Here is a 26,617-nt window from a genome sequence, read left to right as displayed (position 1 = left end):
TCCTTTCTTTACTTTTCGCTTCGCGCAATCTGCTACCGCCCGGCAAATTTAAGTAAACTTACTTTGCCCTCACTTACTCGCAGATTTCCACCTTTCCACCCTTTTCACCTTAAGAACAACTAAGTTCCACCGATGTTTAGGGGCATACTGCTTTTTTTAAATTATTTAATCCCTTTTCGAGGAGGCTGCGCGGACATCCCACATTAAGACGCATAAAACCCTCTCCGCCCGGACCGAACATGGTACCATCGTTCAACGCCAGGTGAGCCTTCTCTATGAAAAGTTTCACAAGTTCCCGTTGGGATAGGTTAAGCGAACGACAATCGAGCCATACAAGGAAAGAGGCTTCAGGCTGGATTGCTTTTATCTCGGGGATATTCTCTTTCAGGTAGTTATCCACAAAATCGACATTGCCCTGTACATAAGCAAGCATCTGGTCGAGCCACTCCTCACATTCGTCGTAAGCGGCATGGGTAGCCGTAAAAGCAAAGATAGTGCCCTGCTGCAACTCCCGTGGTTCGAGATAAGCCAGATATCTCTCTCTGATTGTTTTATTAGTGATGACCGCAAAGGAACTCACAATACCGGCGATATTAAATGTTTTGCTGGGCGCCATAAGCGTAAGCGAAATCTCTTTGGACTTTTCAGAAACCGAGGCAAAGGGGGTATGCTGGTATCCCGGCAGCGCCAAATCGGCATGGATCTCATCGGAAACCACCAATATATTATTTTCGTAACAGATATCGGCCAGTTCGTTCAGTTCAGAAGGAGACCAGACCCTACCACCAGGGTTGTGAGGATTGCAAAGGATCAGCATTTTACAATCGTTGCCGGAAACGATATTGCGCAAACCTTCGAAATCCATCCTGTACTGCCCGTTATCGAGGATAAGCGGATTATTCACCACCTCACGTTCAAGCGAGGAGGTAACAATACGAAATGGATGATATACGGGAGGTTGTATGATAATTTTATCTCCCTTCCCTGTGAATTCATCGATGGCAAAGGCAAATCCCTTGACCACACCAGGCACAAAATTGATATGTTCCCTTTTTACCTGCCAATGGTGGCGTCTTCCAAGCCAATTGACAATGGAAGAGGTGTACTCTTCAGAAGGGATCGTATAACCAAAGACGCCATGTTCCACGCGTTGCTTCAGCGCTTCTATAATAGCCGGCGGGGATTTGAAATCCATATCCGCTACCCATAACGGGATAAGATCCTCCTGTCCGAAGACAGGTTTCAATCTCTCTAATTTGACAGCATTACTGCCCGCACGATCTACTATTTCATCAAAATTATATTGCATCTTTTTAAATTAAAAATTAAGAATTAAGAATTAAGACTTTTAGAACCAAGAACCATGACTTTTAGAACCAAGACTTTTAAAACCAAGAACCAAGACTCAATGTCCAAGACTATTCTAGATTGAGGATGGTCGGACTTGGGATTCGGAATGTAGGACTAAGAACGACCACTCTCCCACTTTTCCACTCTCCCACTCTCCCACTTTTCCACTCTCCCACTTTTCCACTCTCCCACTTTTCCACTAATAATACACCGAGGGTAGTGACGGATTATTACGTACCCTTTTCCCACCGATATTGAGAGATTCCACTGCAAGTCCGATCATGAATTGATGGGTTACAATACGGGTAATAAGTTCATTCACGTCGGTTTTATAGTAATCTCCCAAATATGCGGCACGAATGGTCATGCGCTGCATCGGAATATCGACAGAAAAATAGTTGCGTAATGCCTGTTGATTATGGAAAGAACCGAAATGAACGGTTCCTTTATTATTTCCGAGCTGGAATATTTCATAATAGGAATGCCCGTACTCAGGAGAAAAGAATATGCCGGCAAAAGGAGTGGCCAACTGCCACCGGAAGGTAAAACTCTTCCAGTTGTAGATAGCCATAGCCGAAAGGTTGAGATTGGTGGATACCTTCAGTGAACCGGGATTATTGGAATTCCTGGTGTTATATACGCCCCCCAGTGATGCTTCCAACCCACCGCCGCCGTAAATCCTCAGATTTCCACCGGCGAACAGGGGATAAAATCCGGTAAGCCTATAATCAAGGTTGCCATAATATTCCGAAGCCGAGGCTGTGGGATTTTTAGTGATGGCCGTCTGTATAAGGAACTGCTGCTGCAAGAGCAGGTTGCCGTTGAAATAAGAGGTCCCTTTAATGCGGTCGTGCATGAGCGCTATGCTGATGCCGCTATATTTGAGTGGCGAGAGGTAAGTGTCGTTTAGGAACGACTTTCCGACACCCAAAAGGGTAGCTTGGTTGACAGGGTCTACCGGAAGTACGGGGGCATGGTTCTCCTGAGAGATCGTCGCACATAGGCTGCCCATCCATACACTAAGCAGTAGAGCCGTTTTCTTCATATTGTTTTTTTATCTGCAGCATTAAAACAATTTCATCTGGCCGGTGATCTCATCGCGTAAATCAGCATCGGAGATATCCTGTTCGCCATTCTCCTCACCATCACCATTCTCTTCAGCAATCTCCACTTTCATTGCCTGTTGTGCCTCTTCTTTCGGTTCGGGAAAACGGAGAGGCTCCAGTTCCTCCACCTCCCTTACCTCGTAATTGGAGATACGTTTACCTTTTGCCTTATACCCTTTTACGCCGATGAATTCCTCCACTTCAATCTCCAGCGGCTCACGAAAATCGTCATGCCCGCCAAAGATTGCTTTGATCCTCGGATACACCGTATCGGTCAGGAGGAACAAACTGGAATCGGGGTTATCTCCCACAAAGCGAAGCGGTTTTTCCGAAGGTTCAAAAGTGAACCGTTTAAGATAGGCATATCCCTGATCGGCATCAAAGAGTGCTGCTGTCCAGACTTTATGCTCATCGAACTTCTCAATATGGAGTATCTTATGGGGAAAATGATTGGTGAGATCAAAATTACAGATGTAATATTCACCGTCGGTAGTGACCACCAGGATCATATCGTCGCCCTGGAACTCACCGAGGAATTTACCGCTACCTTCATAATTGAGACGGAAGACATCGGGATCGAACCATACCTTACGGCCACCAAGTGTTGATACGCCTTTCTGTTTAAGCTGGATGCGGTGTACATCGGCTTTGGTAAGGATATTACCCATAGCCTGCCGCCCCTTGATCTCGATCTCACTGAAATCTTTTTCGAACTGCAGGATACGCATGCGTGGCTTGGGTTTCAGGATCACTTTAATCGTTTCGGCCTCACCATTGGGATTGACACTGAAGTAGGCGATACGTGAACCCGCTTCTCCCCGGGTAAGATCATATTCCTTATCCCGGTTAACGCCGATAACGGCAAACCGTTTGATGTAGTGCGGCCCTTTTTTACCGTCGCGGTACACCACATTATAGATGGTACGCTTATCGTTCCTTTTGAAGACGCCGGCATAGAGGATACCTTTACCCACGAACATCTTGTCACTTACCTTCAACACCTTGTATTTACCATCTTTGAAAAAGACAATAATATCATCGATATCGGAGCAGTTGCAGACAAATTCATCTTTTTTCATACCGGTCCCGATAAAACCCTCTTCCCGGTTTACATACAATTTCTCATTCGCTTCCACCACCTTGGTCGCTTCGATATTTTCGAAACTGCGGATGATAGTACGACGCGGAAAATTCTTACCGTACTTTTCTTTGAGCATCAGGAACCAGGCGATCGTATAATCGACAAGGTGGGCCAGGTTATGGTCGATCTCACCTATCTCCTCTTTCAACCTGGCAATCAATTCATCTGATTTGTCGGAGTTGAATTTGAGGATACGTCCCATCCTGATCTCCATCAACCTGAGAATATCGTCCCGGGTGATTTCACGGAGGAAAGAAGCCTTATAAGGTTCGAGGCGTTGATCGATATGGGCTATGGCTACATCCATGTTTTTGGCGTTCTCGAACTCCTTATCCTTATAGATACGCTCTTCGATAAATATCTTTTCGAGTGATGCAAACAGGAGTGCCTCCTGTTTTTCACCTTTTTCAATTTCCAGTTCGCGGCGCAGCAGCTCCCGGGTAGTATCCACGGACGAGCGCAACACATCGCTCACGGTAAGGAAATGGGGCCTGTTATCGTCAATGACGCAACAGTTGGGAGAGATACTGATCTCACAATCGGTAAAGGCATAAAGCGCATCGATTGTTTTGTCGGAAGATACGCCCGGAGCCAGTTGTACATGGATCTCCACATTCTGGGCAGTGATGTCGTCCACCTTTTTGATCTTGATCTTCCCCTTATCGTTGGCTTTAAGGATAGAGTCGACCAGTCCGGCCGTAGTTTTCCCGTAGGGTATATCTTTAATGACCAACGTCTTGTTATCTATCTTGGAGATGGTAGTGCGGATCTTCACAGAGCCGCCCCTTTCGCCATCGTTGTATTTCTCTACATCTATATAACCTCCGGTCTGAAAATCGGGATAGAGCGTGAATTCTTCCTCCTCCAGATAACTCACGGCTGCATCACACACCTCATTAAAATTATGGGGCAATATTTTGGAAGAAAGGCCCACCGCAATCCCTTCGGCACCCTGTACCAACAGGAGAGGGAATTTGGCCGGAAGTGTGACCGGTTCCTTATTACGACCATCGTAAGAAGCTTTCCATTCTGTAGTCTTCGGGTTGAAGAGCACTTCGAGAGCAAATTTATTGAGGCGCGCTTCTATATAACGAGGCGCAGCAGCACCGTCGCCGGTAAGAATATTTCCCCAGTTACCCTGACAATCTACCAGCAGGTCTTTTTGTCCCAGTTGCACCAACGCATCGCCGATAGAGGCATCCCCATGAGGATGATACTGCATAGTCGTCCCGATAATGTTAGCCACTTTGTTGTAGCGACCATCATCCATGCGCTTCATGGCGTGCAGGATACGACGCTGTACGGGTTTGAGCCCATCGGAGATATGAGGCACCGCTCGCTCCAGGATCACGTAGGATGCGTAATCGAGGAACCAGTTCTGGTACATTTTGGAAAGATTGAGTGAACTATCATCACCCAGCCTTACAGGCACTTTTGAGCCGGAGAAAGACTCAGGGGAAAGAGTTTCATCCTCTTCCCTATTTTCCTCCCTCTCTTTAATATCGTCGTCATCAGGTAATTTTGGGGACATTTGTTCGATTGATGTTCGGTTGTTATTCAGTTGTTGTTCAATTGTTATTCAATTGTTATTCAGTTGTTATTCGGCTGTTATTCAATTGTTACGTGCGAAGCACAAATAACGCGAAGCGAATATCTATTGAATAACGGCGAAGCTGGACAAAGGTAACAATTTTAAGAAGAATTACCAAATCAGAAAGTCCACTCTTTGGAAGTCTTTGCCTTACCGGTTTCGACCGGTACCGTTACGTTGGTCTTGATGGGCTCTTTGGTTTTGTTCTCTACACCCGCCCCTTTATAGTACTGTAATGCATTGGGCATAATAGATTCAATACGGGAAATACGATTCATGTCGTTGGGGTGCGTACTCAATGCCTCGGGTACCTGGGCCCCACCTGAACTCTGTGCCATCCTGGTCCAGAAAGGGACTGCCACACGGGGATCATAACCGGCTATCGCCATAAGTATCAATCCAATCTCATCGGCTTCATACTCATGCTTGCGGGCATAAGGCATCATCACACCATATTGCGCTCCCAAACCGAAGACAGTGCTTCCAAGTTGTTGCATCATCTGCGAGTTGCCCAAAAGCCCCCCTGCGATGGCACCTCCATACTGCAAAGCCACCTGCTGGCTCATTCTCTCATCAGAATGGCGGGCAAGCACATGAGCTACTTCATGCCCCATAACTACCGCCAATGCCTCTTCGGTTTGAGTAATTGGGAGAAGGCCGGTATAAACGACTACCTTACCGCCCGGCATGGCAAAAGCATTGACACTGTTATCTTTCACCAGATTAAACTCCCATGCATAATCATTGAGTTCAGATGCATAACCGTTATTGGTATAAAAAGTTTTTACTGCATTGGCGATCCGTGTCCCGACACGGTTAACCATCTGGGCGTTGGCTGTACCTCTTTCCACGGGAGCCGTCCGCATAAAATCCTGGTATTGTTGCAGACTCAATGCCAGTACCTCTTCGCTGGATACCAGCTGCAACTGCTTTCTTCCGGTGAACGGTACGCTTCCGCATGACTCCATTAACAGCGCCATGACAAATATTACGAGCGTGAATTTTATCGTTCCTTGTACTCTCTTTGGTTCCATACTATTTATTATTTAAAGGATTTGGAATTTCCACCTTTTCACCTTTTCACCTTTTCCACCTTTTCACCTTTTCACCTTTTCCACTTGTCCCACTTTTCCACCTGTCCCACTTTTCCCACTTTTCCATCTGTCCCGACTTGTCGGAATCAATTTTGGCAAAAATATAAAAAAAACTTATTCAAAGTGATGAGATCCCCCATAAAAAAGGGTAGCCTGTCAATAAATAGTCGACAGGCTACCCTTACGATAAGATACAGCGTGAGATTTCCGCTTTTATTTCCTGAGTCTGCTGAGCGACCGAACCAACGCTTCGTCGGCTCCGATTCTACGAATAGCAAGTATAGTGAGGATAATGGCAATTACAGGCATAATAATTCCTACACCAACTTTCTGAAAATGAAGCGTCTCTACAGAAGTGAGCCGGTACACTATAAATCCGAAATAGAGATAGAACCCTATCATGAGGATAATATTAAAGATGGAGCAGCGTATCTGCAACATCCTGTTTTTGTAGAGAAAGACCGTAATAAGTGCCAATACCGAACTGGCAGCACCTATGACGAACAATCCCCAGGTAGAGTCGTTGAGTTGCCCGTTCAGGTAAATACCCAACGCCTCAAACACGGTCCGATCGGTATTATAGAGGAATGTGGCCAAAGGAGTGACGGAAGCAACCAGCATAGCGGCTGCCGCCAAAAGAAGAAAAACTGATTGGATTCGTTGCAACATACTACCCGAACATTTCTTTTTCCTTTGAAGGATTACGGTAGTAAATCTCTCCTTCTTTCCACTCTTCTATAGCCAGTAAAGAGGGTTTAGGCAATTTCTCATAGAAACGGGAGATCTCTATCTGTTCATGATTCTCGAACACCTCTTCCAAGTTATCGCTGTAAGAAGCGAATTCCTGTAATTTAGCATCGAGATCCTGCTTCATTTCCACAGCCATCTGATTGGCCCTCTTACTAATGATCATCACCATTTCATATACGTTACCCACCGGATCCGACATTCTCATTACATCGCGTGTTTCGGTGTTGGTGCTTGCGGCAATTTTCTTGTAATCCATTTTTATTATTGTCTTGTTTTATCCTGTTTTTTTGAATCTACCCCGAAAATTCTTTTTCTTATAATGGGAAAAGTGAGGGTTTCAATGTGAACTTTTTATTGAATTGATCAGGAAGTAGGAAGTTCTTCTATCTTTCCTTGTGCCTCGCGATAATACTTATCGGCTTCAGCCATATACCTACCTTCCGGAAATGAATTTTTATAATTGAAATATTCATCGACCACCAAACGGTAACGCTCGGGCTGTGCCCGTACCGTACTATTCTGTGCATACTCAAACCGAGCCCGTAATATAGTCATCTGATATTCCTCCAGATACTTGGAGAAGGGGTAGCTTTTCATTGCCTCACGGGCAGTGATCACAGCCGACTCGTAATTATTCCCCATATAATTCCCGAGATTCAGATAGAGTTCAGCCGCCTTCAATTCTTTATATGCCAACTTTTCCTGTAACTCAAACAGGTAGGTCTTTGCCTGCTCGGCTCTCTCCGTCTGCGGATACCGTTCTATATATTTTTGGAATTCCGCAATAGCCGTATAAGTCTTCGTCTGGTCCAAACGGGCTTCGGGCGAATCGAGATACATACCGTAAGCCGAATAGAAAAGAGCCGGTTCAGCATACTCGCCACTGGGATAGGTGTTATAATAGGTGGTGAACCACTGGGTCGCGGAATAATAATCTTTTGAGTTGTAATGGCTCTGAGCCAGAAGATAAAGCGATTCCTCGGCCTGTGCCGTTCCTTTCATAAAGGTGACCAGCTCTTCAAGCAAGGTGATGGAACGGTTGTATTTCCCCTCCTCGAAATACTTTTTGGCATAGCTGTATTTCAAGTCCCTGTCAGTACTTTTCAAAATCTTATTGTACTCGCTGCAGGAACTCAACACCAAAGCAAGCAGTAAAAAGTAGCACAGTTTTATTCTCATTACGTTACAAGTGGGTTTTAGGGTGCAAATTTACTGAATCTTTCTCATTAATGGATAGCAGACCCCAGTTTTTATTCAATTTTAGGATTTGGCATGATTAAAATTACCAATTACTAATTACCAATGACTAATTACCAATGACTAATTACCAATTACCAATGACCAATTACCAATTAAAAACTAAGAACTAAATTCTCGAGACACTTTTTCACTTAACCACTTAACCACTTAACCACTTAACCACTTAACCACTTAATCACTTAACCACTTAACCACCTAGGCACTTAATCACCTAGGCACTCATTCTTCACTTTTCACTATTAGTTATTCACTATTCATTGTCCATTTTCAATTCCATGACTCTTAACTCTCCTATTCACTTCGAACTGACAAAGCCCAAGATACTATCCACATACTTCCGGTTATTGGAGAGCTTGGGTACTTTGTTTTGTCCCCCTATCCTTCCCCTGTGTTTCATCCAGTTGTAAAAAGTTCCTTTTTCCATGGCTTTTACAACCGGCATTCCCAATGAAAGATTATACGAACGCTTTGCCTCATAGTCAGAATTCAGCCGTTTAAGGTTCTCGTCGAGAATACGGGTAAATTCATCAAGCCCTCCTTCAGGCAGGATTTCAAACTCAATAAGCCATTCGTGAGCGCCATTGCGATGCTCTCCAAAATAAACCGGCGCAGCGGTATATTCGGTCACTTTTGCCCCAGTAAGGCGGCATGCTTCATTGATGGCTTTGTCGGCATTGTCCACGATCAGTTCTTCACCGAAGGCATTGATGAACTGTTTAGTACGCCCGGTAATCTTGAAAAGGTAAGGGTATGTGGACATAAATTGAATGGTATCCCCTATCATGTAACGCCAGAGCCCCCCGCTGGTAGAAATTACTACAGCATACTGTTTCCCCGTTTCCACCTCGCCCAATGGCACGGCAACCGGGTTATCCTTGTCCCACTCACCCTCGGGAATAAATTCATAATAGACTTCATTATCGAGCAGCAACAGCATATCTTTGGAGGCAGGAGAGAACTGCACACCAAAGAATCCCTCAGAGGCGTTATAGGTCTCCCAGTAAGACATCTTTGCCGAGGATATCAATTTTTCATATTGCTCCTGAAACGGAAGGAAACCCACACCTCCATGGAAAAACACTTCCAGGTTCGGCCATAATTCAGGTATGGTCCGGCCGGTATCCTCTACAATCTTTTTCAGCAATACCAGCATCCAGGAGGGAACTCCCACCATGGCACGGATATCAGCCTTCACTGCATAGTCGGTTAACTTTTGCAGTTTTTCTTCCCAGTCGGGTAACAGGGCAATACTTTCGGGCGTCCTGCTTCTCTTTGCCACTAACGGAAGGTTCCTCATCAGGATAGCAGATATATCACCGGTATAAATATTACCGCCAATGCGGTTGATTTGCTGGCTCCCGCCCATTACCAATGTCTTGCCTAATATAAATGCGGTATCGGGATGATGGTGGGCATAGATTCCCAACATGTGGTAACCTGCACGGTAATTGCCGTTATATAACGATTCTTTGGTTACCGGAATATATTTGCTCTTATCCTCGGTAGTACCCGACGACATGGCGAACCATTTCACTGGAGTATCCCAGAGTACATCCCGCTGCTTATGGAGGATTATCCTATCAAGCCAGGGGCGTAACTCTTCGTATGAGATAACCGGTATACGGGCAGCAAAATCACCGCCGTTACGGATTGATTGAAAATTGTTTTCTTTTCCATAGATTGTATTCCGTCCATGCTTAAGCAAATAATCGAGGGTTTGTTGTTGTGTGCCCAACGGATCTTCTACAAATCTGCTCACCGGCCTATAATACCCAGTGAGTATGGAACGGGTTATTTTTTGAATCATTCTCTATCATGAATTGAAACGCATAAGATATTTATCCCATGCGGCTTATCTTGTGGAGTCGCTCTTCATCGATAATCTTTATTTTTCTTCCATCGATGGCAATAATACGTTCGTTTACAAAATTGGAAAGGGTTCGGATAGCGTTGGAGGTGGTCATATTGGAGAGACTGGCCAGGTCTTCACGTGCCAGATAAATATTGATGGTAGCGCCATCCTCCTCAAGCCCATAGCTTTCCTTCAGGCCCAATAACGATTCTGCCAACCTTCCGCGCACATGCTTCTGCGTAAGATTGACAACCCGTTGATCGGCGATACCAAGGTCAACCGACAACATCTGGATAAAGAAAAAAGCCAAATTACCATTTCCCCGCAGGAATTTCTCAATCAAATCCAGAGGAATCATACAAACAGTACAGGATTCGAATGCCATGGCGGCAGTCACATAATTCTCCCGTGCAAAATAAGCCCTGTAACCAAAATATTGTACAGGGCGTATAATTCTGATAATCTGGCTACGCCCCCCCACTCCACTTTTAAAGATCTTCACTTTTCCTGTGAAAAGGCACATCAGCTCCTTAGGTGTATCTTCCTCGAGATAAATCAGTTCATTTTTTTTAAAATGCACTATACGGGCGCTCCTGCGCAACATTTCACGCTCAGCGTCCGTCAACATCCTCCATATATCGGGTAACGAGGAAGATAAATCGATTACATCTTTTTTCTTTGCGGCCATGAATGTTCTAGAACTATGTTCTAAAACACAAATGTACCGTTTTTTCTCTAAATAACCATAAAAAAATATCTTTTTTGCTATCAGCTTGCTCTCTTAGATAATTTTTTCCGATAATAAAAACCAGTTTATGGGCATTATCCTCTTTATAAAATTTTCGACGATCAAAAAAAAAATGTAAGTTTGCAGCCTTATAATAAATGAAAGGGAAAGTCACTGTATACATCCTGTTTCTGATAATTGCTTCTTCTAAAAGTTTCGCCTCACAAACGGAACTGCCGGTGGATACCGTTATGGAGAAGACAATGAATGCCGCCGAGAAATATAACAATCTGGTAGAGAGTTTCTCAGCGGAAGTATATACACGCACCTATATAGAAACCCTGAAGAAGAATTTCCTCTATAAACATACCCATCTGATTCCCGACTTTGTAATGCATGACCCCAAAAATAAGACGGCTTTAATTGAGACCATCAGCGAATTGCGATTCGATTACCCGAACAATTACGTGCAGGATGTGCAATATGTTACCGGCACACTTACCGGCAAGCGGGACATTGAAATGATCCCTTTCGAGTTGCTGAGCATCAATATTTATGGAGAAACGGCCTACGATGAAAGTTTTTTCATGCCCCTCAGGTTCAAGACATCGAAATATTACCGTTACAACCTGGCGGACACCTTCACCGAAAATGAAAAGACCTATTACAGCATCAACTACGATCCCATTTACGAAAACACCAAACTTCTGAAAGGCTCATTTATTATAGAGGAGGGAACCTGGCGCGTGATCTTTTTCAGAGGTGAAGGGATTGACATCATTTCCAACTTTTCGTTTGAAATAACCATGGGAAGCGAGTGGATCACCCTCTATTTACCCGTGCAACTCACTATCTATGAGACTTCCTCCTATTTGGGCAATGTGGTAGCCAGCCGGCATCTGTCGACCATCGATTATAAGGATATAGAATTGAGAAAAACTACGGACACGGCACGATCTCTCAATATCAGCGATTTTTTCAAAGTGAGGCTTGACTCGGTGCCGATACAGGGTGACTCGACCTTTTGGAGTGAACACCGTCCGATTCCTTTACAGGCTGCAGAGGTGGATGTATTGACACAACATTCGCAACGGCAAAAAGAAGAGGAAGCCATACGGAAGCTCCACAGCGATTCCCTCAATGGACCTAATATAGCTCAACAGGTACAACGCATGGCAATGAACTCAAGATACAAGTACCGTTCCACCGCCATTAAATATTCGGGACTGTTCAACCCGCTACTGCTGGGATACACTTCGCGCGACGGGATTACCTATCGCCAAAAAGTCTCTTTTAATTTCGACCTGAAACATAACCGTTCGGTAGATGTGAAAGTTTTTGGAAAATATATGTCCCGCCGCAATGAATTCATTACCGACCTCACCACGGTATGGAATTATGACCCACCCCGGCTGGGAAGCTCCTCCATCTCCATCGGGAATGGCACACCCATTTACAGTTCGGATTTCGTCGAACAAATACAGGACAGCCTCAACAAACAGGGTATCGATTTCGAAGACATTTCTGTGAATTATTACAGGGATTATTTCGTGAAACTTTTCAATACTTATGAAGTGTCCAACGGATTGCTCCTGCACACAGGGATAGATTATCACATCAGGAAACCCAAAGGCAACATGGGCAAATTGCGCTCAGCCGGTCAGGACGATGAGCAGACAGACAACAATGGAGAGATAGAGAATATGTTCCATATCCAGCGGTCATTCGCCCCCTTTATCCGTGTCAGTTGGACACCACGGCAATATTACCGGTATGACGGACGGCAAAAGATCTATGAACGTTCCTCCTTCCCCACCTTCAAGCTGGAATTTTCCCGTAGTTTCCAAAATATCTTCGGCAGCACATCACAATATAACCGTATTGAATTCGACATCAACCAAAATATCGAATTCGGGTTACGCCATTCCCTTCAATACCATCTGGGGGCAGGTAAGTTTATGAACCAGAAAACCGAATATTTCGTCGATTTTGTCTATTTTTCCAAAAACAACGATTCGGAAAATTGGAATGACGGGCTGGGGGACGGTTCGTTTAACCTGTTGAGCCGAAGCCTGTATAATGCCTTTGACACCTATATTCAGGCGCATGTCATGTTTGAAACCCCTTTCCTGATACTGAAAAACATACCGGGCATATCCGACTTTGCCGCAAATGAACGAATTTACCTGAGTTACCTGCACACCCCGCAACTCACCTCTTATACCGAACTTGGCTACGGAATCGGCAACCGCTTTTTCAATGCCGGCATCTTTACGGCCTTTCACCAAGCCAAATTCAGGGAAGTGGGCGTAAGAGCGACACTTGAGTTTTGAGAAAGTGCCTGAGTGGTTAGGTGCCTGAGTGGTGAAGTGAAGAGATGAAAAGGTGGAAAAGCGGAATGTGGGGGAAGTGAGAAAATGGAATAAAATCCGTACATTTGCGGGGAGCAATCTGTGAAGTAGGATCGGGAACAATTCTGGTTTTACCTAATATGAAAATAGAAAAAATTTATTGAAAAGTTAAGCAGCTCATGATCTGTTTTCCCAATGCAAAAATTAATATAGGGCTTCACGTTGTTTCTCGCCGAAATGATGGTTACCACAATCTGGAGACCGTTTTTTATCCGATCGGACTGAAAGACGCCCTGGAGATCGTGCCGACTGAGGATGACGGGGGAGAAATGAAGTACCGTTTTTTTTCAACAGGCATCCCGATTGAGGGATCCCCAGAGACCAATTTGGTCATCAAAGCGTTGAATTTAATCGCCGCAGAGAAAAAATTGCCGGAAATAGATATCCATCTACTCAAAAAGATCCCATCCGGTGCGGGATTGGGTGGCGGTTCTTCAAACGCGGCTTTTATGCTCAACCTGCTCAACGAGACTTTCAATTTGGGGTACTCAAAAGAGGAACTGATATTGCGTGCCGCCCGCCTGGGTGCCGACTGTCCTTTTTTTATCTTCAACAAGCCGGCTTTCGCGACAGGCATCGGAGACAAACTGGAGCCTATAGAATTAGATGTAAGCAACTACGCACTCTTACTGGTCAAACCAGATATCATGGTCTCCACCAAAGAGGCTTACGCGATGATCACTCCAGGAAAACCGGAGTTGCCGCTCAAAGAAATCATCCGGAAGCCACCCGAAACATGGAGGGAATTACTGAAAAATGACTTCGAGGCACCGGTTTTCAAAAAATTTCCCGAAATTTGCAAGATCAAAACTCAACTTTACGAAATGGGAGCGGTATATGCTTCCATGAGCGGATCGGGATCATCCGTCTTCGGCCTTTTTGAAAAGGAACCCGATTGGCATGGAAAATTCGACGGACATTTCGTATGGAGCGGGGAAAAGTGATATGATGAGTTACTGATATGGAGATGTGATGATGTGTGGTTGAATAAGGGTTCATTGAAGATACAACACTTCTCAGCTTCTTAACTTCTCAGTTTCTCAACTTCTCAACTTCTTTAGTTTTCACTTTTAGTTCTTAGTTTATAAATTATGATTCGACATATACCAACTCTGATTATCAATATATTACTGGCAGCTTCAGTCTTAAAGGCCCAGCAACCGCTGATGCCGGAAAAGATATATTCTTTCGACCCTATTCCGGTACAGAAACCCGTAATGCTGGACAGTGTGAATCTCAATAAATCTGCCTTTTCGGATGAAAAGCTACTCGCCTATCCCGTTTCCTTTCCGTCACAGGAACGGTTTACCACGGAGCTGGCACCGGATACGGCCGGATTCTTCAACCTGGCCAAACCGTCACAGGGAGAAGCATTGCAATTGTTCTCTTTCTTTGTCAGTAGCGACCGCTATGGCAAAGGGAAACTGACCGTGACGTCACCCAATCCCCTGGAGTTGTGGATTGATGATGTGAAGCGGGGCACCAAAACACAGGTGAACGACAGCCTGCACCATGCGGGGTCGGTGGATACGAACCTGAACGGGCCGGCTAATAATATACGTATCATCATCAAGATGCTCACCTCGGCAGAATATAAGGCCGGTCCCGCCGTAAAGATCGAACTGAAACCCGACGAGAAAGATTCCCTGCTCATCTATTCATTTAATAATACGGACAAGAGAAGGATCAATATCAAAGATATCCTGGAAGGAAAGAGGGTGAATAGTTCCTCCATTTCACCCAGCGGACGGTTCCTGTTGCTGAATCTGCGGGAGACCTTGTCAGGCGGAAATAATCGCACCTACACGGAGATATACGATGCCAAACAGAAGCGGACGATCTTTTCGGAGCCGGGCGGCAGAGCACAACTGAGCTGGATGCCCCAATCGGATTTGCTCTATTATGTATCCGACGATAACGGCGGACGGGCTCTCTATACTCTGGATCCACTCACGACGGAGACCAAAATTATTGCCGAAGGATTGCCGAAAGAGAACTTCCATATGGCACCCGACGAACGATCGGTCTTTTTCTCCACGAAAGAAAGCATCACGGTCAGTAATCCCGGCGGATTAAGACGACTACTTGGGATTGACGACAGGCAACCGGGTTACCGTGACCGTTACTATCTTTACCGCCATTTCTTCGATACCGGACTCACCCAACAACTCACCTTCGGACAGCAGACAGCATCGCTCAACGACATAACAGACGATGTAAAGAAACTGCTCTTCTCCACTTCGGAGGAATACCTTACGGAACGTCCTTTCCGCAGAAGTTCGCTCTATATGCTGGACTTGGAATCCATGGAACTCGATACGATCTGGAAAAATGAAGCTTATGCCTACTCGGCCCAATTTTCGCCCGACGGAAAGCAACTGCTGATCCACGGGGCCCCGGAAGCATTCAGCGGAATCGGCCTCAATATCAAGGAGGGACAGATCGCCAACAGCTACGACACGCAGTCGTTCATTATGAACCTGGCTACCCGGCAGGTGGAACCGGTCACCAAAAATTTCGATCCGGCCATTAACGCACAGGAATGGAACGCACAGGATGGATATATCTACTATCGTGTGGAGGAGGGCGACCGTGCAAATATATACCGTTATGATCCGAAACGGAAAAAATTCGATCTCTTGCCTCTCAAAGAAGATGTGATCCGCTCATTCAATATCGCTGAAAATGCCGCATGGGCGACTTATACGGGAGTAAGCACATCCAATTCGAATCGAAGCTACCTACTAAATCTGAAGACGTTGGAGTCGACGCTGGTCTCCGACCCTTATGCGGAACGGCTCAATACGTTGCAATTGGGTGAAGTAAAGGACTGGCAGTTTACCAGCTCCTCCGGCGACGTAATCGAAGGACGTTACTACCTGCCTCCCAACTTCGATCCGAAGAAAAAATACCCGCTGATCGTTTATTACTATGGTGGAACCAGTCCCACGGCACGAACATTTGAAAGCACTTATCCGTTACATGTCTATGCCGCGCAGGATTACGTGGTCTATACATTACAACCGAGCGGTACCACAGGCTACGGACAGGAGTTTTCCGCCCGCCATGTGAATGCGTGGGGCGACCGGACCGCCGGGGAAATCATAGAAGGGACCAAAGCATTTGTTGCCTCCCACTCTTTTGTGGATGGCACCAGGATCGGTAATATAGGTGCATCGTACGGAGGATTTATGACACAATACCTTATTACAAAAACCGACCTGTTCACCGCTTCGGTATCACACGCCGGTATCAGCAATATCACCAGCTACTGGGGTGAAGGCTATTGGGGTTACTCCTACAGCGCAGGAGCCAGTGCGGGCAGCTACCCCTGGAATAACCCTGACCTCTATGTGAAGCAAAGCCCGCTCTTTTCTGCCGACAAGATCAAAACGCCGTTGCTGCTCTTGCACGGAACGGTCGACACCAACGTGCCTATCGGCGAAAGTATCCAGATGTATAACGCCCTGAAACTGCTCGGCAAGGAAGTGGAGTTTATCCAGGTGGATGGTGAAAACCATGCCATCTACGATTACGACAAGCGGATCGCCTGGAATAACGCCATTTATGCATGGTTCGCCAAATGGCTGAAGAACGACGCCCGTTGGTGGGATTCGATGTTCCCGAATGAGTGATATATGTAGAAAGGTGGGAAAGTGAAAAAGTGCCTGGGTGTTTAAGTTTTTTTAATTCTTAGTTTTTAGTTCTTACGTAATTAGTAATTTCAAAAATATGGATCTGGAAAAGATTTGTGATAAGGTGAAAGAATTGGCATTCTCTGTGGGGACATACCTGAGAGAGGAGCAAGCAGCCTTGATGAAGAAGGATGTCGAGTTGAAAGGCACACGCAATTATGTGACCTATATCGATAAAGAGGCAGAGAACAGGCTGGTGGAGGGATTAAGAGAATTGATTCCCGGAGCGGGGTTCCTCACCGAAGAGGGGACTGTAGGCTTTGAACAGAAAGAATTCACCTGGATCATCGATCCACTGGACGGTACCACCAACTATGTCCACGGGGACTCTCCTTTTTCAGTCAGTATCGCCCTGATAAGAGGAAAAGAGACTGTCCTGGGCGTGGTATACGATCCGTTGGCTTCACAGATGTATTGTGCCACGGGTGCGAGAAAGGTATTTTTGAATGATCATCCGATAACCGTGAGCAGCCAGTCCACCTTAGTGAATGGTTATATCGGGTTCGGTATCCCATACAGTTTAGACGAGAGAGGAGAAAAGATACTGGAGAATGCCATGAAGCAATTTCGCAAATGCAGTTTCCGCATCAAGGGGTCGGCAGCGCTGGAAATATGTTATGTGGCAGCAGGTGTGAGCGACGCTTATTTCCATAGCGGTCTCTCACCTTGGGATGTGGCTGCCGGAGCATTTATCCTGCAATGTGCAGGTGGAAAATGCACCGACTTTTCCGGAGGGGATAATTATATTTTCGACAAGGAACTGGTCGCTTCAAACGGTATCATTCATCAGGAAGTTATGGAAACCATCATACAAGGGGACTAATGGATAACCAGACTGTTTTAGTGGCATTACTGCTAACCCTTTTTGCCGGTTTATGTACCGGTATCGGCAGTTTGACGGCATTTTTAGCAAAACGCACCAACACCAGTTTTCTGAGTTTCTCACTGGGGCTTTCCGCAGGGGTGATGATCTATGTATCCTTCATGGAGTTGATGCCTAATTCATTAGGCTCCCTAACCGGGGCGTTTGGAAATAAAATGGGGATGTTATATATGATCCTCGGTTTTTTCGGAGGGATTGTCCTGATCTCACTGATAGACTTTTTAGTACCCAAGTCACAGAACCCGCATGAAATACATGGCGTGGAAGAGATGAATACAAACTACCGGCTGAAACAAACAGGGATGGTCACGGCCATCACCATCGCCATCCACAACTTTCCCGAAGGTATTGCCACCTTTATGTCGGCGTTGAATTCCTTTGAAGTGGCTATTCCTATTACAGCAGCCATCGCCATCCACAATATCCCTGAAGGGATTGCGGTGTCGGTTCCCATCTATCACGCTACGGGCAGCAAGAAAAAAGCATTCTGGTTATCATTTGCTTCGGGACTGGCAGAGCCTTTAGGTGCGGTGATCGCGTTCCTGTTCCTGCTTCCTTTCTGGAATCCGGTGTTGGATGCATTGATTCTCTCGGTTGTTGCGGGAATAATGGTATTTATTTCCCTGGATGAATTGTTACCTACTGCGGAGAAATACGGTAAACATCATCTCTCCATAATCGGGTTGATAGTGGGCATGGCCATTATGGCGTTAAGCCTCTATTTGTTCGTCTGAATAAAAAAGATTATTTTTGTTTATCTTTTTGCATTGGTCTATCAACATTCATACAGATACGGAAATGACTACAGATATTAAACAGATCGGGGAACGGATTAAAGGGTTGCGCGATGCGATCGACCTCTCTCCCGATGAAATGGCCCACAGGCTGGAAGTAGATACCGATGATTACCTCCAATTTGAAACGGGAGAGAAAGATATCTCCGTCTCGTTTTTGCAACGTATCGAGCGAGAGTTCAATGTGGATATGGGAACCCTTATGTTCGGCACAGAACCACGAATGAACGCTTATTTTATTACCCGGAAAGATAAAGGTGTAAGTGTGGAAAGAGTTTCAGCCTATAAGTACCAGTCACTCACCTCCGGGTTCAACAATAATGTAGCAGAGATTTTCGTGGTCACGGTAGAGCCCAAGCCCATGGATACCGATTTCTATCAGAATATCCATGCGGGACAGGAATTCAACATGGTGTTGGAAGGAAGCATGATGTTACATATCAATGGCAAAGACATGGTATTGGAAGAAGGTGACAGCATCTATTTCGATTCGTCGCTACCACACGGAATGAAGGCGCTTGGCAACAACCCGGTGAAATTCCTTGCAGTCATCCTTTACCCGTAATCCCGTAATCAATAAAAATAAAATACTTTCTTCCAATCGTCGGGATCTTTCCAAAATAAAGATCTTGAGGTCATAATACGGTTATCATGTTAGAAAAATTTGTAAAGAAAACCTCATTCAGTTCGCACCAGGATTTTATCGACCATTACGATATCTCTGTGCCCGAAAACTTCAATTTTGCGTATGATGTGACGGACGAATGGGCAAGGACAAACCCTGAAAAACGGGCACTCTGCTGGACAAACGACAAAGGGGCGCATAGGGATCTGACGTTCGGTGAACTGAAGACACTATCAGACAAAACGGCCTCTTTTCTCCAATCGCTCGGCATCGGCAAAGGGGATATGGTGATGCTTGTCCTGAAACGAAGCATTGAGTTCTGGCCCACTATCCTGGCTCTACACAAGATCGGTGCCATCGCAATCCCGGCTACCCACTTGCTGACCGACAAAGATATTATTTACCGCAACAACGCAGCGGATATAAAAGCAATCGTAGCAGTGCAGGATGAGAACCTGATCGGGCATGTAAATCTCGCCATGCTGAAATCACCCTCCATACAACATCGCATTCTGGTAGGCGACACCATTCCCGAAGGATGGATCGATTTCCACCGGGGCGTGGAAGAGGCAGCTCCGTTTGCCAGACCCGAAAAGGTGAATGATAACGACGATATCATGCTCCTTTATTTCACTTCCGGCACTACGGGGCAACCCAAGATGGTAGTACACGATTTCACCTATCCCCTGGGACATATCACTACCGCCAAATACTGGCACAACCTGCATGAGGACAGTGTGCATCTGACAGTAGCCGACACCGGATGGGCCAAAGCAGTGTGGGGAAAGATATATGGACAGTGGATCGTGGGTGCCTGCATCTTTGTCTATGACTACGACGGCCGTTTTATTCCACAGGATATGCTCCGGATGCTTTCCGAGTACAAAGTAACTTCATTTTGCGCTCCTCCCACCATCTACCGTTTCCTGATCCGTGAGGACCTGAGTAAATACGACCTTTCGGCATTAGAATATTGCACCACGGCAGGTGAAGCCCTTAACCCTTCGGTATTCGAGACTTTTTATAGGCAGACCGGTATCAAGATGATGGAAGCCTTCGGCCAGACCGAGACAGCTCCCACTATCATCACCTTCCCCTGGATAGAGCCGAAACCGGGCGCAATGGGGGTGCCTAACCCCCTTTACAAGATGGACCTGCTGACGCACGACGGGCGTTCGGCCGAGGACGGAGAACAGGGAGAGATCGTCTTTTATACCGATGAAAAGCGCCCCCTTTCTCTATTTAAAGGCTATTACCGCGATGAGGCGCTTACCCGTGAGGTATACGCCGACCATGTGTACCATACGGGTGATATGGCCTGGCGCGACGAAGAGGGATATTACTGGTTTGTGGGACGTACCGATGATGTGATCAAGAGCTCCGGTTACCGTATCGGCCCGTTTGAAGTGGAAAGCGCGGTAATGACCCATCCTGCCGTAGTGGAATGTGCCATCACCGGCGTACCCGACGAGATAAGAGGTCAAGTGATCAAGGCTACCATTGTACTGGCAGAAGATTACAAGGATAAGGCGGGCGACGAACTGGCCAACGAAATTCAGGATCATGTGAAGAATGTGACCGCTCCCTATAAATACCCGAGGTTGATTGAATTTGTCGATGAACTGCCAAAAACGATCAGCGGAAAGATTCGCCGGGTGGAGATCAGAGGGAAGAAATGATGTAACAATATGAATAATTACAAATTACAAATTACAAATTACAAATTACAAATTACAAATTACAAATTACAAATTACAAATTACAAATTACTAATTACAAATTACTAATTACAAATTACTAATTACAAATTACTAATTACAAATTACTAATTACAAATTACAAATTACAAATTACTAATTACAAATTACAAATTACAAATTACTAATTACTAATTACTAATTACTAATTACTAATTACTAATTACTTAATTCAAAACAGTCTTGGTTCTTTACTCTTTATTCTTTACTCTTTACTCTTTACTCTTTACTCTTTACTCTAAATAATTAAACTATCAAAAATATGAAGAAGGCATATGTATTTCCCGGACAGGGAGCCCAATTCGTGGGCATGGGCAAAGGATTGTATGAAACATCGCCCTTAGCAAAAGAATTATTTGAGAAAGCAAACGATATATTGGGGTTCCGGATTACCGACCTGATGTTTGCCGGGACGGATGAAGACCTGAAACAGACAAAGGTTACCCAACCTGCCATCTTCCTCCATTCAGTGATCCTGGCAAAAACACTGGGCTCAGCGTTCCAACCTGATATGACCGCAGGTCATTCGCTGGGAGAGTTTTCGGCGTTGGTAGCCGCCGGAGCCTTATCATTTGAGGATGGGCTAAAACTGGTATATGCCCGCGCGCTGGCCATGCAAAAGGCATGTGAAGCGAACCCTTCTACTATGGCTGCTATTCTCGCTCTTCCCGATGAAAAAGTGGAAGAGATTTGTGCATCTATCGATGACGTCGTTGTTCCCGCCAATTACAATTGTCCGGGACAGATCGTGATTTCCGGTTCCAATAGCGGAATAGAAAAAGCATGCGAACTGATGAAAGAGGCGGGGGCAAAACGTGCATTGCCATTGAAGGTCGGCGGTGCTTTTCACTCACCGCTGATGGAGCCTGCCCGTGTAGAATTGTCGGAAGCTATTGAATCGACTCCTTTTGCCACACCGGTCTGCCCGGTATACCAAAACGTATCTACTACCGGTGAAACCGATCCGGACACCATCAAGAAGAATCTGATCGCGCAACTGACCTCACCGGTAAAATGGACGCAATCGGTACACCAGATGATCGCCGACGGCGCCACGGAATTCGTGGAACTCGGTCCAGGCAGCGTGCTACAGGGATTGATCTCGAAGATCGATAGAAGCGTTACTGTCTCTGGAGAACAATAATCTGATTTTATTCGGATTAAAGAACAATAACCGGAGCTGGTATAGTGTCCTGCTCCGGTTTCTCAGTGCCTTTAAGGTTTGTTATCTTATTTTTTTTGTTAAAATCGAATTTAGAAAATACATTTGTATTAATAAGTTCATTACTAAAATAGAAAACTATGCAAAAATTATTGTTTATATGTACCCTTATCGCAACTGTAGCACTTTCGGCACACGCACAGGACGAATTTTTCAGCGCTCCGGATTATGCGCAGATAGAAAGGAATATAAAAGAATCGACTTCCACCTATTATTATCCCAAACTGATGGAAAAATATATGGCCGGTGACGAAAAGATGACCCTTGAAGAAGGACGACATCTTTATTTCGGCTTTATCTATCAGCCGCAGTATATGCCGACGGATACCTCCGCTTATAACAATCAACTGGCACAAGTATTATCAAAAAAATCATTCTCACCGACTGATTACGCCAATATACTTGAATATTCGAATGCACTATTATTGGAAGATCCGTTCAACCTGCGTGCGTTAAACGCTAAATTGTTAGTGCTCGCGCAACAGAACAATACCGAAGAGTATAAAAAGGTGGCACAACAACGACGGATCGTACAAAATGCGATTGCAGGTACGGGCGACGGAATGTCGGATAAAACTCCGTTCTATGTAATCAAGGTGGCACACGAATACGACATACTTCCTTTCCTGGGCTATAATTTTGGAGGCAATGATAAAATTCTCTCAAGTAAAAAGGTGAATTACCTTACCCTCGGAGATAACCGGTTCGGTGTGGAGAGAGTCTATTTCAATATCGCCCCTGTGATCGACCATGTGAGTTCCCGGGGCGGAGGAAAAATGTAGCATCTAAAAATGTAAAGTGGTTGTCAAAACCACTTTCTTTTTTTAAAATACCAAAGCATCCCGATGGCTATCACGACCATTACGCCCCATACGATGAAATAACCATACCGCAGATGCAATTCCGGCATATTGTCGAAATTCATTCCATAGACACCCACTATAAATGTGATGGGGATAAATATCACCGAGAAGATGGTGAGCAATGCCATAATATCATTCAGTCTGGTACTCATGGAAGAGTGATAGATATTCAACTCATCGTACAATAATTCACGGTAGTATTCCAATAACTCTACCGCCTGGTTGATATTATCCTGCAACTCTTTATAGTGTTTTTCGTTTACCGGGATAATAAAATCACTGTCTGATTTTACAAGTCCCATAATCATTTCCCTGGCAGGTCTTATATAGCGTGCCAGATTAGTGAGTTCTCGCTTGAGCAGATTGATGATTTTGAGTGTTTCCCTGCCCGGCTCCATGACCATCTTGTTTTCAAGGTTTTCAATCTTTTCGCCGAGTCTGCCCAGGATAAAGATGTAATTATCAATTACGACGTCCAGCAAGGCAAAGGCCAGATAATCGGCCCCCAATGTCCTGAATCTTTTGGAATGCTTTCTGATCCGTACCCTGACCGGATTGAACAATTCATTCTTTTCCTCCTGAAAAGTGATCAGCAGCTTATCCATGATCACAAGGCTCAGATTATCAATTGAAACCTGATTAGTCTTTTCGTTGAGTTGCATCATTTTCAGGGAAACAAAAAGGCCGTTATCAAACTCTTCCATCTGGGGACGCGTACCCGGTTGCATCACATCCGACAGGATATCGGCAGGAATCTGCAAGGTATCCACCAATTCCTGCATCAGTTGCTCATTATGCAGTCCGTCGACATTCAGCCAGGTGAGCCTGTCGCTGTTTTTATAGGGTAACAACTCCTCTACCGAGTTGATCTCCGATTGGTCTACCGTTTCAAAATCAATATCGAAAAGGGTCATTCGTACCTCTGCGGAGCGGTGCCGGCCGCGAAATTTCAGTTCATACGGTGAGAGCCCTATATCTTCCTTGCGCTTAAGCATAACGAAACTTTTCTAAATGAACAGGGTGAAGAAGTAAATTACGACGTTCTTCCTCCAGATCATACGTTCGTTGCAAACGTAACCAGAAATCGGCTTTTCCTCCGAAAACGGCTAATCTCAATGCAATATTAGGAGTAATTCCTCCCCGACCGTTCAATATTTTCGATAACGTCAAACGGCTCACCTTCAATCTATCAGCAGCTTCTCCGATAGTCACTCCGGCAGGTTTGATTACATCCTCTAATAAAATCTCCCCTGGATGAATGTGTATATCCTGATGTTTATTCATAATCGCCTTTAGTGATAATCTATAAAATTCAAATATACAGTATTTATTTAAAAAAAACCTTTCCGATGAAGATTTGTTCCACCGGAAAGGGTCATTTTCAGCGCATAATAATTAGTAGGATGTCAGTATGGTTTTAATTCATCCTAAAAATTATACCCAAAGCCAATATTCAAATAGATATTGTGCATATTGAACGAAATTGCCGCAAAATCTTTATCGAGCAAGCTGGTGAAGGTATAATCTATATGCGAGAAGATTTTAAAATTATTTCTCATTGACCATTCTGCACCCAATTGTGTTCCCCACTGTACAGTATTCAATTCCGAGGAGAAGTCATAGGCGGCCCGGCTACCATCTTCGAAGGATATTTTTGGACCAACCGGAGTCTCTTCTCGCAGATACCCGTCACTTACATATCCTTTAAAGCCTTTATCAATCACGAAAGAGGCACGGAAACCACCATAAAGGTTTACCCGGTCGGAGAGGCCGTAAACCAGGGAGACAGGAATAACGACAAAGGTGTTGCCCACTTCGGTCTTCACCAATCCCGTATAGTAACCTCTCACAGAGGACTGGTCCTGAATAATTTCAGTCAGGTAGTTCTTCACGCGGGCTTCGGTTTTCATTCCCTTTCGCTCCACACCCACCTGCAGGCGGATACCCCAATCTTTCGTGTCGGAGAACCATTTAGTGGCGTGCACTCCTATTCCTGTCTGCAACCCGGGATTGTATGATTCAATTTTTCTGATCTCACGGGGGAAATCAACCGGAAGTGAGCCTCCAAGGCTGAAATGTGCATCCACTCCGTAATCGATATTTGTGGTAAAAAAGTGTCGGACGCCTGAATTATCCGACGCATTGGAGCTACTTACACAAGTCAGCATGACTATACAGATTGAGAGTATAATCCGGTTATTTCTTTTTTGCATATAAAATTGTTTCATCTTAAGCGTAAATTTGATTTGTTATTCTTCCGTTATTATCTCTACCTCATCAATCCACAGCGTGCTGCCGACCGCACCATTGAACCTGTCGCCTTCCTTGCTGGAGGAGAACACAATAGTGTACATATATTCCGCATTGGGATCAAAAGATTTTCCTTCCCAATCAAACGACATTTCAAACGGTAGCCATTCATCGGTCTCGATCCGAAAATCGTCACTAATCCGTGCAATATTTACTATTCTCTCATCTTCAAAATTATGATCGCCCAGGAGATAGTTCTCTTCTTCCCTTTTTTCAAATAAGATGGCATAGGCATCCCAAGTATCTTTTTCTAATTCGGAAGGAAGATTGTTTGCGATAAAATTCTCACCCGCCTTATACTTGAAATAGCCTGAGACCGTCACAGGCGCTTTTTTATTATTGTAGGGTTGGCCAAAGCGTGTGGACCTTATGGCGGGGAAGTTCGTTTCAAAATTGCCAAGAAACAGATTGCCTGCAGCCAATGGGGAACCAAACGTAGCTCCCATTGGGCCGGTGTCTTTGGTTTGCATTATCACACCATTACCCTCATATCCATCGGGCGTTTGCGAAGTCGGGTAGTCAGACGGCGACTTAGCACCCAAAATGGCTGCCAATATACTAAATCCCTGATTACCACTATCCCAATCTTCCAGTTTTCCTCCGGGAGTGTCTTCATAAAACTTATGATAACGATCATTAATAAGATCCACATTCTGGAATGAGTACTTAAAAAGGATATTATTGCTCACCACAAAAGACACCGTATAGGTTTTCTGCCAGACGCCATCTTCTGATGTCACCGTGTATTGGTGCGGCGTAAGAAAATCGAATTCCGTGCCGCTCACCGGCTCGATAATCGCACCGGGAGTCAGTGTAAATTGGGGTGCAAAGGTATAATTATCCTGATATTCTTTCAAACGGAACATTACCGTTTTATCACCAATGATGGGAGTGGTTTGCAGCAGTTCTGCCGAATTCTCAATGGTGGCCGAATTGATATCCGCTTCCGCATTCATTGCTTCGTCCTTGATACAAGATACGCACAAGGGAATTATTAGCAACGTAATAATAAAATTTAAAAAAAGTTTTCTCATTGTTTCTATCTTAAAAATCATTTATAAATCCCCTCTAAAAAGCACACTTTCTCAATCCCCTCCAGAACTCTGGAGGAGGTAAATTTTTGGTAAAAAAGACATTCTCAAGTAGGCTCAAGACTTAAAATTTGATACAAAGTTACGTGATCATA

The 26,617-nt window shown here is 44.9% G+C and carries 22 protein-coding genes; 9 read left to right on the top strand and 13 right to left on the bottom strand.

Annotated elements, in window-relative coordinates:
* Window positions 1-136 precede the first annotated feature (136 nt).
* The 9 genes from ABV001_RS08125 to ABV001_RS08085 form a co-directional block, all read right to left on the bottom strand.
* Window positions 137-1,309 (bottom strand): MalY/PatB family protein, encoded by a 1,173-nt coding sequence (locus tag ABV001_RS08125; RefSeq protein WP_352422331.1) that lies wholly within the window; start codon window positions 1,307-1,309, stop codon window positions 137-139.
* Between the two features lie 240 nt (window positions 1,310-1,549).
* Window positions 1,550-2,395 (bottom strand): DUF3316 domain-containing protein, encoded by an 846-nt coding sequence (locus tag ABV001_RS08120; RefSeq protein WP_352422330.1) that lies wholly within the window; start codon window positions 2,393-2,395, stop codon window positions 1,550-1,552.
* Window positions 2,396-2,416: 21 nt separating this feature from the next.
* Window positions 2,417-5,128, bottom strand: a complete 2,712-nt coding sequence (locus tag ABV001_RS08115) for a DNA gyrase/topoisomerase IV subunit A (protein WP_352422329.1) — start codon at window positions 5,126-5,128, stop codon at window positions 2,417-2,419.
* Between the two features lie 179 nt (window positions 5,129-5,307).
* Window positions 5,308-6,222: a M48 family metallopeptidase gene (locus tag ABV001_RS08110; protein WP_352422328.1), complete on the bottom strand. Its 915-nt coding sequence runs from the start codon at window positions 6,220-6,222 to the stop codon at window positions 5,308-5,310.
* 273 nt (window positions 6,223-6,495) lie between these two features.
* A complete protein-coding gene (locus ABV001_RS08105; protein ID WP_352422327.1) occupies window positions 6,496-6,951 on the bottom strand; it encodes a DUF4293 domain-containing protein in 456 nt (151 codons plus the stop codon).
* Window position 6,952: 1 nt separating this feature from the next.
* On the bottom strand, window positions 6,953-7,288 hold the full coding sequence (locus ABV001_RS08100) for a DNA-directed RNA polymerase subunit omega (protein ID WP_352422326.1): 336 nt from the start codon (window positions 7,286-7,288) through the stop codon (window positions 6,953-6,955).
* Between the two features lie 107 nt (window positions 7,289-7,395).
* Entirely contained in the window at window positions 7,396-8,211 is an 816-nt protein-coding gene (locus ABV001_RS08095) for an outer membrane protein assembly factor BamD (protein WP_352422325.1), read from the bottom strand.
* A 376-nt stretch (window positions 8,212-8,587) separates the two neighbouring features.
* On the bottom strand, window positions 8,588-10,099 hold the full coding sequence (locus ABV001_RS08090; protein WP_352422324.1) for a GH3 auxin-responsive promoter family protein: 1,512 nt from the start codon (window positions 10,097-10,099) through the stop codon (window positions 8,588-8,590).
* A 31-nt stretch (window positions 10,100-10,130) separates the two neighbouring features.
* The gene (locus ABV001_RS08085) at window positions 10,131-10,832 is read right to left on the bottom strand and encodes a Crp/Fnr family transcriptional regulator (RefSeq protein ID WP_323423430.1); all 702 of its coding nucleotides are present in this window, start codon (window positions 10,830-10,832) and stop codon (window positions 10,131-10,133) included.
* A gap of 197 nt (window positions 10,833-11,029) precedes the next feature.
* Between ABV001_RS08085 and ABV001_RS08080 the strand changes: the two genes are divergently transcribed.
* From ABV001_RS08080 to ABV001_RS08040, 9 genes are all read left to right on the top strand, one after another.
* Window positions 11,030-13,204, top strand: coding sequence for a DUF5686 family protein (locus tag ABV001_RS08080; RefSeq protein ID WP_352422323.1), 2,175 nt, complete (start codon window positions 11,030-11,032; stop codon window positions 13,202-13,204).
* Window positions 13,205-13,401: 197 nt separating this feature from the next.
* Window positions 13,402-14,226, top strand: a complete 825-nt coding sequence (ispE, locus tag ABV001_RS08075; protein ID WP_352422322.1) for a 4-(cytidine 5'-diphospho)-2-C-methyl-D-erythritol kinase — start codon at window positions 13,402-13,404, stop codon at window positions 14,224-14,226.
* A 147-nt stretch (window positions 14,227-14,373) separates the two neighbouring features.
* Window positions 14,374-16,917 (top strand): S9 family peptidase, encoded by a 2,544-nt coding sequence (locus tag ABV001_RS08070; RefSeq protein ID WP_352422321.1) that lies wholly within the window; start codon window positions 14,374-14,376, stop codon window positions 16,915-16,917.
* A 97-nt stretch (window positions 16,918-17,014) separates the two neighbouring features.
* Window positions 17,015-17,800 (top strand): inositol monophosphatase family protein, encoded by a 786-nt coding sequence (locus ABV001_RS08065; RefSeq protein ID WP_352422320.1) that lies wholly within the window; start codon window positions 17,015-17,017, stop codon window positions 17,798-17,800.
* Window positions 17,800-18,594, top strand: a complete 795-nt coding sequence (zupT, locus tag ABV001_RS08060) for a zinc transporter ZupT (protein ID WP_352422319.1) — start codon at window positions 17,800-17,802, stop codon at window positions 18,592-18,594. Before ABV001_RS08065 ends, zupT begins: the two co-directional genes overlap by 1 nt.
* Window positions 18,595-18,658: 64 nt before the next feature.
* Window positions 18,659-19,219: a helix-turn-helix domain-containing protein gene (locus ABV001_RS08055; protein WP_352422318.1), complete on the top strand. Its 561-nt coding sequence runs from the start codon at window positions 18,659-18,661 to the stop codon at window positions 19,217-19,219.
* An 86-nt stretch (window positions 19,220-19,305) separates the two neighbouring features.
* Entirely contained in the window at window positions 19,306-20,958 is a 1,653-nt protein-coding gene (locus tag ABV001_RS08050) for an AMP-binding protein (protein WP_352422317.1), read from the top strand.
* A gap of 340 nt (window positions 20,959-21,298) precedes the next feature.
* Window positions 21,299-22,180 (top strand): ACP S-malonyltransferase, encoded by an 882-nt coding sequence (gene fabD, locus ABV001_RS08045; RefSeq protein ID WP_352422316.1) that lies wholly within the window; start codon window positions 21,299-21,301, stop codon window positions 22,178-22,180.
* A 158-nt stretch (window positions 22,181-22,338) separates the two neighbouring features.
* Complete coding sequence (locus ABV001_RS08040; protein ID WP_352422315.1) at window positions 22,339-23,040, top strand: DUF4919 domain-containing protein; 702 nt, start codon at window positions 22,339-22,341, stop codon at window positions 23,038-23,040.
* 23 nt (window positions 23,041-23,063) lie between these two features.
* On the opposite strand, the gene corA is transcribed toward ABV001_RS08040, so the two are convergent.
* From corA to ABV001_RS08020, 4 genes are all read right to left on the bottom strand, one after another.
* Window positions 23,064-24,116 carry a magnesium/cobalt transporter CorA gene (gene corA, locus ABV001_RS08035; protein ID WP_352422314.1) on the bottom strand — a complete coding sequence of 351 codons (1,053 nt, stop codon included), beginning with the start codon at window positions 24,114-24,116 and terminating at the stop codon, window positions 23,064-23,066.
* The gene (locus ABV001_RS08030; protein WP_352422313.1) at window positions 24,109-24,405 is read right to left on the bottom strand and encodes a HigA family addiction module antitoxin; all 297 of its coding nucleotides are present in this window, start codon (window positions 24,403-24,405) and stop codon (window positions 24,109-24,111) included. Before ABV001_RS08030 ends, corA begins: the two co-directional genes overlap by 8 nt.
* Before the next feature lie 143 nt (window positions 24,406-24,548).
* The gene (locus tag ABV001_RS08025; protein ID WP_352422312.1) at window positions 24,549-25,334 is read right to left on the bottom strand and encodes an outer membrane beta-barrel protein; all 786 of its coding nucleotides are present in this window, start codon (window positions 25,332-25,334) and stop codon (window positions 24,549-24,551) included.
* Between the two features lie 36 nt (window positions 25,335-25,370).
* The gene (locus tag ABV001_RS08020) at window positions 25,371-26,465 is read right to left on the bottom strand and encodes a PCMD domain-containing protein (protein WP_352422311.1); all 1,095 of its coding nucleotides are present in this window, start codon (window positions 26,463-26,465) and stop codon (window positions 25,371-25,373) included.
* Window positions 26,466-26,617 lie beyond the last annotated feature (152 nt).

This window comes from Proteiniphilum sp., assembly GCF_040307845.1.
GTDB lineage: Bacteria > Bacteroidota > Bacteroidia > Bacteroidales > Dysgonomonadaceae > Proteiniphilum.
This window is presented reverse-complemented; position numbering and strand designations above follow the sequence as displayed.

What these genes read in the sequence shown, in the direction of transcription:
- ABV001_RS08125 (WP_352422331.1), bottom strand. Translation starts at nt 1,309, where the DNA reads ATGCAATATAATTTTGATGAAATAGTAGATCGTGCGGGCAGTAATGCT.
- ABV001_RS08120 (WP_352422330.1), bottom strand. Translation starts at nt 2,395, where the DNA reads ATGAAGAAAACGGCTCTACTGCTTAGTGTATGGATGGGCAGCCTATGT.
- ABV001_RS08115 (WP_352422329.1), bottom strand. Translation starts at nt 5,128, where the DNA reads ATGTCCCCAAAATTACCTGATGACGACGATATTAAAGAGAGGGAGGAA.
- ABV001_RS08110 (WP_352422328.1), bottom strand. Translation starts at nt 6,222, where the DNA reads ATGGAACCAAAGAGAGTACAAGGAACGATAAAATTCACGCTCGTAATA.
- ABV001_RS08105 (WP_352422327.1), bottom strand. Translation starts at nt 6,951, where the DNA reads ATGTTGCAACGAATCCAATCAGTTTTTCTTCTTTTGGCGGCAGCCGCT.
- ABV001_RS08100 (WP_352422326.1), bottom strand. Translation starts at nt 7,288, where the DNA reads ATGGATTACAAGAAAATTGCCGCAAGCACCAACACCGAAACACGCGAT.
- ABV001_RS08095 (WP_352422325.1), bottom strand. Translation starts at nt 8,211, where the DNA reads ATGAGAATAAAACTGTGCTACTTTTTACTGCTTGCTTTGGTGTTGAGT.
- ABV001_RS08090 (WP_352422324.1), bottom strand. Translation starts at nt 10,099, where the DNA reads ATGATTCAAAAAATAACCCGTTCCATACTCACTGGGTATTATAGGCCG.
- ABV001_RS08085 (WP_323423430.1), bottom strand. Translation starts at nt 10,832, where the DNA reads ATGGCCGCAAAGAAAAAAGATGTAATCGATTTATCTTCCTCGTTACCC.
- ABV001_RS08080 (WP_352422323.1), top strand. Translation starts at nt 11,030, where the DNA reads ATGAAAGGGAAAGTCACTGTATACATCCTGTTTCTGATAATTGCTTCT.
- ispE (WP_352422322.1), top strand. Translation starts at nt 13,402, where the DNA reads ATGATCTGTTTTCCCAATGCAAAAATTAATATAGGGCTTCACGTTGTT.
- ABV001_RS08070 (WP_352422321.1), top strand. Translation starts at nt 14,374, where the DNA reads ATGATTCGACATATACCAACTCTGATTATCAATATATTACTGGCAGCT.
- ABV001_RS08065 (WP_352422320.1), top strand. Translation starts at nt 17,015, where the DNA reads ATGGATCTGGAAAAGATTTGTGATAAGGTGAAAGAATTGGCATTCTCT.
- zupT (WP_352422319.1), top strand. Translation starts at nt 17,800, where the DNA reads ATGGATAACCAGACTGTTTTAGTGGCATTACTGCTAACCCTTTTTGCC.
- ABV001_RS08055 (WP_352422318.1), top strand. Translation starts at nt 18,659, where the DNA reads ATGACTACAGATATTAAACAGATCGGGGAACGGATTAAAGGGTTGCGC.
- ABV001_RS08050 (WP_352422317.1), top strand. Translation starts at nt 19,306, where the DNA reads ATGTTAGAAAAATTTGTAAAGAAAACCTCATTCAGTTCGCACCAGGAT.
- fabD (WP_352422316.1), top strand. Translation starts at nt 21,299, where the DNA reads ATGAAGAAGGCATATGTATTTCCCGGACAGGGAGCCCAATTCGTGGGC.
- ABV001_RS08040 (WP_352422315.1), top strand. Translation starts at nt 22,339, where the DNA reads ATGCAAAAATTATTGTTTATATGTACCCTTATCGCAACTGTAGCACTT.
- corA (WP_352422314.1), bottom strand. Translation starts at nt 24,116, where the DNA reads ATGCTTAAGCGCAAGGAAGATATAGGGCTCTCACCGTATGAACTGAAA.
- ABV001_RS08030 (WP_352422313.1), bottom strand. Translation starts at nt 24,405, where the DNA reads ATGAATAAACATCAGGATATACACATTCATCCAGGGGAGATTTTATTA.
- ABV001_RS08025 (WP_352422312.1), bottom strand. Translation starts at nt 25,334, where the DNA reads ATGCAAAAAAGAAATAACCGGATTATACTCTCAATCTGTATAGTCATG.
- ABV001_RS08020 (WP_352422311.1), bottom strand. Translation starts at nt 26,465, where the DNA reads ATGAGAAAACTTTTTTTAAATTTTATTATTACGTTGCTAATAATTCCC.